This window comes from Bovifimicola ammoniilytica, assembly GCF_025567085.1.
Lineage (GTDB): Bacteria > Bacillota > Clostridia > Lachnospirales > Lachnospiraceae > Bovifimicola > Bovifimicola ammoniilytica.
Genome location: NZ_JAOQJN010000001.1, coordinates 174,654 through 186,266, shown reverse-complemented (window position 1 = coordinate 186,266; position 11,613 = coordinate 174,654). Strand labels below are relative to the sequence as shown.

The following is an 11,613-nucleotide window of genomic DNA, read 5'->3' as shown; positions in this document are numbered from 1 at the left end:
ATTTTTCAACCTACATCCAAATTGTATCAGGATAATCTTTCATTTCACTTTCAAAAAACGAGCAGAAGCCTTACAGAATTGTAAGATTTCTGCTCATTTAAAATTTAACCAACATATGGTAATTGAATCACAAACATGCTTCCTTTTTTCTTTTTGCGTGAGGTTACCGTAATCGTACCTCCGTGTTTTTCGATAATTTCTCTCGATAGAAAAAGTCCGATTCCTGTACCACTCTTTTCCATAACCTCCTTGGAACTTCCTCGGTAAAATCGTTGAAAAATTTTGTGATACTCATTCTGCGGAATACCAATTCCCTGATCCTCAATTTCCATTCTTACAAGATCGTTTCTTTTTTGTAACCGGATAAATATTTTTGAACCACCCGGACTGTACTTGACCGCATTATCCAGAACGTTGATCACAGCTTCACCAAGCCACCTTTTATCCTGCATAATCGTGCATGCTTCCAGCTCTTTTTCATAGTCAAAAACGAATTCAATTTCTTTCTCATCCGCTTTAGGATAAGTGCGGTTCACAGCAGATATGACAGTATCCATAAGCGGAAGTTTTTTCTTATTAATCTGAATCAGTCCAGTTTCCATCTTGGATATTTCAAGAAGCGACTGCAATAATGTCTCCAGTCCATCCAGAGCACTCCGACAACGGATACAAAACTCCTCCTGTTCTGTGGCACTTAAGTCATTCTGCATCAGCACATTAAAACATGTATCCAAAGCTGCAACCGGTGTCTTTAACTGGTGAGAAATATCAGAAACCATTTCTTTCGTGTTCTCCTTTTCTGCCCTTGCTTCTTCCTTTATCAACTGAATATGATGTCCGATTGCTTCAAGCTGGTCATTCAATTTTTCCAGTTCTGCATGATTTTCCGTTTTCAGTAAATCATCAAATTTATTTTCACGGAATCTGATTAGAATTTCTTCCAACTGGTCTAAAATTTTCTGATGACACGCATCTTCTTTTTTCTTCCAATAAAGTAAAAAAGTCAAAAGAAGCACGCATATCACAGTGCTTACAGCACCGGTCACCATAACCTGATGCCGGAATTGCGAATAAAATGCATTCCCTTTATTCCCCCAGTATCCATATTGCTCCAATAATCGCCTTCCCTGTTCGTTAGTTTCAATATCCTTATCCTTAAACAATTCCGAAACAGCATCCAGCCCGGAAAATTCTTCCTTTGCAGCAATCTCTGTCATAAGATTCATTTTATATTTATAATCTTCATAAAACACATACGTGGTAAAGCAATTTAATATTGCAAACAATAATATGACAGGTAATACCAAGGAGAGCACTACTGTAATCTTCTTGCGATATCTCTTTGTCACTGCCTTACCTCCTGATTCCATATATACCCAAGACCTCTGATATTCTTTATATAGACCGGTGCAGCCGGATTATCTTCGATTTTCTCACGGAGTCTTCTGATATTGACAGCGATTGTATTTTCATCCACAAAATCCCCTTCCAGATCAAACACATTTTCCAATATTTGTGTTTTTGAAAGAATCTGTTTCGGATTCTGAAGAAAAAAAGTCAGCATTTTCAACTCCGTTTTTGTCAGACTGATTTCACGACTCTTTATCAGGACTTTCATTTCTCCTGCGATAAATACGATATCTCCCGAAATCATCTTTCCGGCTTCCGTTTTCTCCTGTCTGCGGCGGAAATGTGCTTCTATTTTCAAAAGAAGTACCGAAAGACTAAACGGCTTTGTAATATAATCATCTGCCCCTGCTTCATATCCCATAACCTGATCCATCTCCTGATCTAGTGCTGTAAGGCAGATAATGTATGTATTATAATTGCATCTCATCCACCTTACAAATTCCAGTCCATTCCCATCCGGAAGATTCACATCACAAATGGTAACATCCACATTATTATCACTTGCAATTCTTTTCGCTTTTTTCACTGATTCTGCTGAAAAAACCTCATATCCGGATTTTTTCAGTGAGAATGTAATTCCACGGTTTAAATTTTCATCATCTTCAACCACAAGTATACCTGGCATAGCATATGCACCTCTCTTTATTAACTATTCATCCAGTTTTTGTTTGGACAAAAGAACTACCGTCTCCACATGTTCCGTGTGTGGAAACATATCCACCGGCTGTACTTTCTTAAGTTCATACCCGTGTTCTGTCATATATCTTATATCTCTTGCAAGCGTTGCGCTGTCACAACTTACATACACCATCTTCTCAGGCTGCATCTTTATGACCGTATCAAGCAATGCTGTGTCGCAGCCTTTTCTTGGTGGGTCTACTACGATAACATCTGCGTAACCACCATGTTTTGCATAATATTCAGGAAGCACCTCTTCAGCTTTGCCGACAAAGAATTCTGCATTAGTAATGTTATTCATTTTTGCATTATTTCTTGCATCACGAATAGCATCAGAGATAATTTCGACACCGTAGACCTTTTTAGCTGAACGTGCTAAGAATAGCGAGATTGTTCCGATTCCACAATATAAGTCCCATACTGTTTCATTCCCGGTAAGCCCGGCATATTCTAATGCTGTTTCATATAACTTTTCTGTCTGGACAGGATTGACCTGGAAGAATGACTTTGGCGAAATGTTGAATTTGATATCTTTAATATAGTCGACTATATATTTTCGTCCATAGATGTTCTCCATAACCTTGCCCATAATTACATTCGTATTACATAGGTTTATACTTAGTGAAATGCTTGTCATTCCCTTGACTTTCGATAACCTTTCGGCTAACTCCTCCTGGGCAGGAATCTTATTTCCATTAATGATAATGCACACCATTATTTCGCCCGTTACAAAAGCTTTTCGAATCATAACATAACGAATTAGACCTTTTAGTGTCACTTCGTCATATGGTGCAATATTTTTCTCTGCCATAAATTCCTTGATAATTCTAAGAATTTCTTCATTTTCTTCGACACCAAGGTAACACTTTTCATTTTCAATGATAACGTGAGTTCTTCCGGCATAAAAGCCAGATACTAACTCGCCTTTATCATTTAAACCAATAGGAAACTGCGCCTTATTACGATAATGATATGGTGTCTCCATTCCAATAATAGGATAAATGGTGAAATCTGTAACCTTGCCGATTTTCTCTATATTAGTCTTTACTTTATTCTCTTTGAACCTGAGCTGCTCGCTGTAATCTGCTGCCATTATCTTACAACCACCACATCTTCTGGCAACTGGACAGACAGGTGTAACACGATGTGGAGATGGTTCGATTACCTCCATTAATTTAGTAAATGCGAAATTATCATGGGCTTTAGTAATTCTTACACGACATACATCGCCTCTTACTGCATCTTTTACAAATAATGTATAACCATCAATTTTAGCAATTCCCTCGCCACCTGTTCCAACATCTTCTATCTCAACAGTATACTCTTCATTCTTCTTATATGTATGTGGAGTCAAAGTCTCCTGCACTTTATTTTCATTACACATCTTCACATATTCTCCATTCCTAAGGCTTCTATATCGTAAGAATCGCAAGCTGAATTTCACTTTCTACTATTTCTACATATTATGCAAAAATATATGTAAAAAGCCGAATGCAATGCCTGCGACACATTTATTTTTCTTACAAATCTGCTTTTCTTATATTTGAATCCAATGCTCTATTGAAGCCATACCACTCTGAGCCGTCCTGTGGTCTGCCTCCAAGTAAAATCTCAGATATTGTTTCTAACTTCGCATCTGCATTATCAGCTAAATTAATTGCAAATGCCTCAGGTAAAGCAGGTTTCTTTGGAGAACCATATTCTAATTCGCCATGATGAGCAACTATGCAATGTTTAACCTCTCTTGCTAATTTCTCTGGGAATCCCGGAATCTCTCTGACTTTATCACTAACCATTTCACATCCGATTACGATATGACCAAGTAACTGTCCATAATCTGTGTAGTCATTCTTTGGAAATGATGATAATTCCTTAACTTTACCAATGTCATGAAGTAATGCTGCTGTAATAAGTAAATCTCTGTTTAAAACAGGATATGCTTTTGCAAAATAGTTACACATATTTGTTACAGATAACGAATGTTCTAACAAGCCTCCGATAAAACCATGATGAATAGTTTTAGCTGCTGAATGACCTTTGAATTCATCGATAAATTCCTTATCATCTACGAAAAATGCATTAAGTAATGCATTAAGATACTGATTCTTAACTGAATTAACATATTCCATTACATTTGCATACATTGCATCTATATCTTTAGTGCTGCAAGGAAGGTAATCCGCAGGCTTATATTCTCCCTCATCTGCCACTCTTGCACCTTTTATATTCAACTGTAATGCCCCGTTAAATGTAGTTACATCTGCGTTAATGTCTACATAATCTAGTGCTTCAAATTCATTTATTCCCATTGAATGTGGATCCCATATTTTTCCATCTATTGTGCCTGTTTTATCCTGTAATATTACATTATCATAAGGCTTGCCATTCTTAGTCATTGCAGAGCTTCTCTGCTTACATAAATAGATTCCTCTTACTGACTCTCCATCTCTTAATGTCTCTATATATTTCATATTTTACCTCTTTCTAAAATCAACTTATATACTATCAATTTGAACTGTATATCTTATCTCCTTATAACCGTCTTTGCCTTTTCTCATTACCTTAATGGTAACCTCATCTCCAACCTGGCATTTCTGCAGAATTGATGTAAATGTCTTGAAATCTGACACTTTCGTACCATTGAATTCTGTTAATATATCACCATTCATCACACCTGCTGTATAAGCCGGTGATTTTTCTTCAGTATTTGATATATATATTCCATAAGGCATATCCTTGTCAATATTCTCGATAACATCATCTGTTACCTGTTTGCCATGAATACCCAGGTATGTAATTGTCTTATTAGACATAATTTTATTAACGTATATTGCAATTCTTTTAAATGATATAACAGAGACAACATTTTCACCGATACTGTTGCCATTTAATTCATTATTTACCATTCCGATAACATTGCCATAGTTGTCAAATGCGAAACCATTCATAAAACCGGTCGTAGAAATATCTGTTGCCATAATTTCAAGTTCCGTATCCACTATATTATATGTATTTCCAACAGAAGTCAATGAACCCTTGACAATAAATTTTTCTTTTCCATATGGATTTCCCATAAATGTAATCTCTTCTCCTGCTTCTATCTCATTATCCGGATTATACTCTGCTGCCGAAAGTGTCTCTTTATCTTCATCTTTAACATCAGCCGTATTAATAATTACCGTTGCAAGACCATATTTCTCACTCACATGGTCTACCATTCCTTTATATCCTCTGTTTCCTAAGTATACCGTTACTTCCCTGTTATCCTTAATGAAATCATATGTTGTAAGTATTCTTATCTTATCATTTAACACAGTAATAAGTCCACTTCCGTAATTGACATTATTCTGCTCTACGTTTTCCCATTCATCTTCTTCATTTACACAGAGTGTTACGACAGAATTACCCATATTCTTAAGTCTTTCTTCTATCGTCTTGGTGGTCTCTACAGGACTAGTCTCTTCTGTCGTAGAATTACTCTCTGTCACCTTTGAATCATTTATTTCTTCTGTACTTTTTTTATCATCACTCATTTTATTAAGATATGGTTTCATAAACACGAACACCATACACGCAACAGCTCCCATAATAATTCCACACATAACAAGAAAAAGTAACAATTTTCCCAATGTAAGTCTCTTATTATTTACTACTTTTTCATTTACAAACTTAAATTCGCCTTCGTTGTCATTACCCATATGTGCATTATTATCTCCTGGTTTATGTATACTGTCTCTATAATTAATGCTGGATTTACGGTTTACCTTGTCAGTATTTCTTGCAATTTCATTTTTCTCAAAATTTTTTAAGTCTTTCTCGCTCATTGATACCTCTATGTCTTATCAGTATATTATATTTATCCTGATTTTTATCCTGATTTGGCTATTCTGTCACCCGAATCTTTCAAATCACATCACAAGTCATATACTTTATAATAAGAAAATAATATGAACAATTTATGACAAAGCTATAAATATTCTTTTCATTGATATATTAGCTGTTTTGGAGTAAAATTATATACTAAGAGAATGTAAATAAACATCAGGCCATGTAAATGTAAACATAACTCAGCCGGATTTTATATTACCCAGAAAGGAGTTTATTCGTATTTTTAACGGATATTATTTATAGATAGATGAATAAAAAAGCATTAAAAACGCTTGAATTTGATAAGATAATTGCAACACTTTCAGAATTTGCAACCTGTGAGGGTGGATTAGAGTTGTGCAGAAATATTGTTCCAATGGATAACATTGACGATATAAGAACAGCGCAGACTGAGACATCAGATGCATTAGTAAGAGTTCTTCGCTCAGGCAATCTTTCATTTTCAGGCACAAGAAACATTTTAGAATCTCTTAAACGCTTAGAGATTGGTGGCACTTTAGGCATTGGCGAACTTCTAAATATAAGCAGCGTACTAAAGGTTACTTCGCGTGCCAAATCATTTTCAAGGCGTGAGGAATCTGCTAAAAAGGATTCGATTGACTATATGTTTGAGGCATTAGAGCCACTTACCCCTCTTAATACTGAGATAAACAGATGTATTATTTCTGAAGAAGAGATAAGTGACGATGCAAGTCCTGCTTTGAAAAGTATCAGGAGACATATGAAGCAGGCAAATGAGCAGATTCACACACAGCTTAATAATCTGGTTAATTCGCAGACAACCAGGACATATTTGCAGGATAATGTAATAACTATGCGAAATGGACGATATTGTATCCCTGTTAAGCAGGAATACAGAAGTCAGGTGCCAGGACTTATTCACGACCAGTCACAGACCGGTTCTACAATATTTGTCGAACCTATGGCTGTCGTCAAATTGAATAATGAACTTAAGGAATTAAGTCTTAAGGAAAATGACGAGATAGAAGTTATTCTGTCAAACCTGTCAGTTAGTTGTGCAGAACATATTTCAGAATTAGAATGTAATTACCGTATGCTTGTTAAACTCGATATGATATTTGCAAAGGCTCTGTATTCTAAATCTATAAAAGGCAGTGAGCCGGTATTTAATACTGACGGATATATTAATATAAAAGAGGGACGCCATCCTCTTATAAATAAGGATAAAGTTGTTCCAATTAATATATATCTTGGTAAAGATTTTGACCTGCTGATTGTAACAGGTCCTAACACAGGTGGTAAAACAGTTTCACTTAAGACAGTCGGACTGCTTACTCTTATGGGGCAGGCAGGACTTCACATTCCTGCATATGATGGCTCCAGTCTATCACTATTTAAGGAGGTATATGCCGATATTGGAGATGAACAAAGTATTGAACAGAGTCTGAGTACATTTTCATCGCATATGAAGAATATTGTACAGATACTTAATGATGCTGACAGTGAGTCGCTTGTCCTCTTCGATGAACTTGGAGCAGGAACCGATCCGGTCGAGGGTGCTGCACTTGCAACCTCTGTACTTTCTTTTCTCCACAATATGAAGGTTAGAACAATGGCTACCACGCATTACAGCGAACTTAAAGTATTTGCGCTCACTACTCCGGGAGTTGAGAATGCAAGCTGTGAATTCAGTCTTGAAACTTTACAGCCTACTTACCGTTTACTTATCGGAGTTCCCGGTAAGAGTAACGCATTTGCAATTTCATCTAAATTAGGACTGCCTGATTATATTATCGATGATGCCAAGAAGCGTATTGATGAAGAAAATGTGGCCTTTGAAGATATCATCTCTGATTTAGAGAACAGTAAGTTAGTTATTGAAAATGAACGTTCAGAAATTGAACAGTATAAGAATGAAATTGAAGCTCTTAAGAAACAGCTTGAGAAAAAACAGGAACATCTTGATGACAGACGGGAAAGCATTTTACGAAATGCTAACGAAGAAGCAGCTAAAATTCTTAGGGAAGCGAAAGAATTTGCAGACCAGACCATCAAAGATATCAATAAAGCATCTAAATCAGGTAATACAAAAGATTTAGAGAATTCCAGAAGAAAGGCAAGAGAAAGACTTGATAAGACAAGCGAAAAGCTTGCAATCAAGAAGAGCAGTACACCTCATAAGAAATATTCACCAAAAGATTTCAAAATCGGTGACCGCGTAAAGGTTCTGAGTATGAATGTCGAGGGAACTGTACACACACTTCCTAATGCCAAAGGTGATTTAACCGTACAAATGGGTATACTTTGTTCAAAGGTAAATATTTCAGACCTGATTATCCTTGAAGATGCACCTGTTATCGGTAATAAGACCACACATACAAGTGCTTCAAAGATTAAGATGGCTAAATCTTATTCTATATCAACTGAAATCAAGTTACTTGGTATGACAGTTGATGAAGCAATTGTTACCCTTGATAAATACTTAGATGATGCATATCTGTCACATCTCCCAAGTGTACGAATTGTACATGGTAAAGGCACCGGAGCCTTAAGAAATGCAGTTCAACAGCATTTGAAGAAATGTAAATATATAAGCGAATTTCATATAGCTGAATATGGCGAGGGCGATGCCGGAGTCACTATAGCTACATTTAAGAAATAGAACCAAGAAACGAGGATAGTGTGAAAAATCGAATTGATATGGCAATTTTTCACACAGCTATTTGTTTCGGAGCGAAAACAAATAGACTTTATGGCAGATGAGAAATCGCCTGCGCGGATTTCTCATCGCCTCTTCGCGACAAGTCGCTCAGAAACGAGGATTGTTATGGCTAATAAACAGAAAATATTAATCGTAGATGATGATGCAAATATAGCAGAACTTATTTCTCTATATTTAACAAAAGAATGTTTTGAAACTAAGATTGTAGAAGATGGTGAAGAAGCACTTAAGGAATTTCAGACTTTTAATCCTGACCTTATCTTATTAGATCTGATGTTACCGGGAATTGATGGATATGAGGTATGTCGTGAAATCAGAAAGACTTCTTCTACACCGATTATTATGTTATCTGCCAAAGGCGAGATATTTGATAAGGTATTAGGTCTTGAATTAGGTGCAGATGATTATATGATTAAACCATTTGATTCTAAGGAATTAGTTGCGCGTGTTAAAGCGGTTCTTAGAAGATATAAAGTCCCAGCTGCTACACCTGCTAATATTGCACCACAGTCAGAATATGTAGAATACCCTGATTTACTTATCAATCTTACAAATTATTCAGTCACATACAAGGGTAAAAATATTGATATGCCGCCTAAGGAATTAGAATTATTATATTTCTTAGCTTCATCACCTAATCAGGTATTTACAAGAGAACAGCTCTTAGACCATATCTGGGGCTATGAATATCTCGGCGATACAAGAACTGTTGACGTTCATATCAAGAGAATTCGTGAAAAGATAAGCGACAGCGATACCTGGGCATTATCTACAGTATGGGGTATTGGCTATAAATTCGAGACTAAAACCAATTAAAGTATGTTGTGATATTTGGGTTTAGACTGATTATACAACTTATAGAATGGAGATTTTTAACTTAGATGAAACATTCAGTTTACTACAAATTTCTTCTTGGCTATATCCTGTTTGGACTTATAAGCATTTTAGTAATCAATATGCTTTCTACACGCCGCGTCACCCAGACAGTAACGGCTGATGCTGCCCAGAGTATATACGACAAAGGAAATGTTATTTTAAACCGCTATTTTAATAACGACTTTTCAAGCCTCACGACTAATCCGGAAATTGTCAAAGATATACAAAATGCATCAGCACTTATAAACTGTCGTCTCTGGATTACTGATACGAATGGCAGAATTGTGTATGATACAAATAACATCAAATTGAATGAAGTTATTTCGGACTTCGATATTACCGACTTCGGTAATAGATATTATATGGTCGGTGATTTTTATGGTAATTTTGATAACGAAACTCTTTCTGTTGCAATTCCAATAGTTGGTAATTTCAAAACTGAAGGCTATATGATATTTCATCGTGGAACTGATGTGATTAAAGAACGTACTAATGAAGTACTTAAAACCATTTATTGGACTTTCTTCATTATATATGATTTATCGTTGATAATTCTTCTGATATTTACTTTCGTGGTATATATTCCTCTTAGAAAAATCAGCCACGCATCGAAAGAATTTGCAAAAGGCAATTTAACCTATGAAGGACTTGCTTCATTTACAAATGAGGACGAAATAGGTAATCTCGGCATGTCCCTTAATTATATGGCAAGGAAACTCAATTCGCTCGAAGAGGACCAGAAGAAATTCATTGGTAACGTATCGCACGACTTCCGTTCTCCTCTTACCTCTATAAAAGGTTATGTTGAAGCAATGAAAGATGGTACGATTCCTCCTGAGATGCAGGGAAAATATCTTGATATTGTATTATTTGAAACGGAACGACTTACTAAATTAACCAAGAGTCTGCTTACCTTAAACGCATGGGATAATAAATCTAATCGTCTTGACTTAACAGAATTCAGTCTGTACGAGATGATTAAACCGATAATTAACAGTTTCGAGGGCAAATGCGAGAAGAAACATATTACTATTGACTTAATCCTTGGCTCAAAAGACTATTATGTATATGCTGACCGCAGCAAAATCGAACAGGTTATATATAATCTCTTAGATAATGCCATAAAGTTCAGCCACAATGACAGCTCAATCCAGTTAGACATACATGATAAAAATGATAAGATTTTCATATCGATTAAAGATACCGGAATCGGTATCCCAAAGGAAAGTATTTCTAAGATATGGGACCGTTTCTACAAAACAGACCTCTCAAGAGGTAAAGATAAGACAGGTACGGGACTTGGATTATCGATAACCAAAGAAATAATTAATGCACATGATGAAAATATTAATGTTATAAGTACAGAGGGCGTTGGCACAGAATTCATATTCACATTAAAGAAAGTAAAAGCCCCTAAATAATTTAAAGTCTCTTCAGATAGAAACTGTTCATTGTACTGTGAATTACCTGTTGAGACTTTTTAATTTGCTTAAAACCCGCCTTCTCATATAACTTTAAGGCTACTGAAAGATTAGTATGTGTTTCAATGTAGATATTCTGGTAGCCTCCGAAAGTTTACCTATTTCCACGTTAATCGGTGTAATTCGCCCTCAGACTGCATACCTTTGAAGTCCTGCTGTCTTAATGCTTCAAATAACACAATTGCAACTGAATTAGCAAGATTAAGTGAACGTATATCAGGATTCATCGGTATTCTTACGCAGGTTTCAGGATTATCTACAAGAATCTCCTCCGGAATACCTGCACTTTCTTTACCAAACATAATATAACAATCGTCCTCATAATTCACATCTGTATATCTATGTTTAGCCTTAGTTGTTGCCATATATATTTTCGCACCCGGGTTTCTGTTAAGGAAATCATCATATCCGTCATATTCTATTACATCTAATTTATCCCAGTAATCCATTCCTGCTCTTTTAACAGCTTTCTCAGTTATCTGAAATCCCATAGGACCTATAAGATGAAGTCTTGTCCCTGTAGCTACACATGTTCTTCCTATATTTCCGGTATTCTGTGGAATTTCCGGCTCAAATAATACTATATTTAACATAATT

At 35.9% G+C, this 11,613-nt stretch carries 9 protein-coding genes; 3 read left to right on the top strand and 6 right to left on the bottom strand.

Features of this window, described 5'->3' with window-relative positions; all coding sequences use genetic code 11:
* Positions 1 to 104 precede the first annotated feature (104 nt).
* From OCV48_RS00860 to OCV48_RS00840, 5 genes are all read right to left on the bottom strand, one after another.
* Positions 105 to 1,370, bottom strand: a complete 1,266-nt coding sequence (locus OCV48_RS00860; RefSeq protein ID WP_147590853.1) for a sensor histidine kinase — start codon at positions 1,368 to 1,370, stop codon at positions 105 to 107.
* The gene (locus OCV48_RS00855) at positions 1,346 to 2,035 is read right to left on the bottom strand and encodes a response regulator transcription factor (RefSeq protein WP_008120506.1); all 690 of its coding nucleotides are present in this window, start codon (positions 2,033 to 2,035) and stop codon (positions 1,346 to 1,348) included. The genes OCV48_RS00860 and OCV48_RS00855 overlap by 25 nt, the downstream gene beginning before the upstream one ends.
* A 24-nt stretch (positions 2,036 to 2,059) precedes the next feature.
* Positions 2,060 to 3,472: a 23S rRNA (uracil(1939)-C(5))-methyltransferase RlmD gene (rlmD, locus tag OCV48_RS00850; RefSeq protein ID WP_021982013.1), complete on the bottom strand. Its 1,413-nt coding sequence runs from the start codon at positions 3,470 to 3,472 to the stop codon at positions 2,060 to 2,062.
* Between the two features lie 136 nt (positions 3,473 to 3,608).
* Positions 3,609 to 4,559, bottom strand: a complete 951-nt coding sequence (locus OCV48_RS00845) for a 3'-5' exoribonuclease YhaM family protein (protein WP_021982014.1) — start codon at positions 4,557 to 4,559, stop codon at positions 3,609 to 3,611.
* Between the two features lie 24 nt (positions 4,560 to 4,583).
* Entirely contained in the window at positions 4,584 to 5,912 is a 1,329-nt protein-coding gene (locus OCV48_RS00840) for a S1C family serine protease (protein WP_147590852.1), read from the bottom strand.
* Between the two features lie 311 nt (positions 5,913 to 6,223).
* On the opposite strand from OCV48_RS00840, the gene OCV48_RS00835 reads away from it, so the two are divergent.
* The 3 genes from OCV48_RS00835 to OCV48_RS00825 all read left to right on the top strand — a co-directional run bounded on the left by OCV48_RS00835 (position 6,224) and on the right by OCV48_RS00825 (position 10,956).
* On the top strand, positions 6,224 to 8,599 hold the full coding sequence (locus OCV48_RS00835) for an endonuclease MutS2 (RefSeq protein WP_147590851.1): 2,376 nt from the start codon (positions 6,224 to 6,226) through the stop codon (positions 8,597 to 8,599).
* A gap of 165 nt (positions 8,600 to 8,764) precedes the next feature.
* Positions 8,765 to 9,475: a response regulator transcription factor gene (locus OCV48_RS00830; RefSeq protein ID WP_021982017.1), complete on the top strand. Its 711-nt coding sequence runs from the start codon at positions 8,765 to 8,767 to the stop codon at positions 9,473 to 9,475.
* Positions 9,476 to 9,540: 65 nt separating this feature from the next.
* On the top strand, positions 9,541 to 10,956 hold the full coding sequence (locus OCV48_RS00825; RefSeq protein WP_147590850.1) for a sensor histidine kinase: 1,416 nt from the start codon (positions 9,541 to 9,543) through the stop codon (positions 10,954 to 10,956).
* Positions 10,957 to 11,114: 158 nt separating this feature from the next.
* On the opposite strand, the gene OCV48_RS00820 is transcribed toward OCV48_RS00825, so the two are convergent.
* Positions 11,115 to 11,609 carry a tRNA (cytidine(34)-2'-O)-methyltransferase gene (locus OCV48_RS00820; RefSeq protein ID WP_147590849.1) on the bottom strand — a complete coding sequence of 165 codons (495 nt, stop codon included), beginning with the start codon at positions 11,607 to 11,609 and terminating at the stop codon, positions 11,115 to 11,117.
* Positions 11,610 to 11,613: the final 4 nt, after the last annotated feature.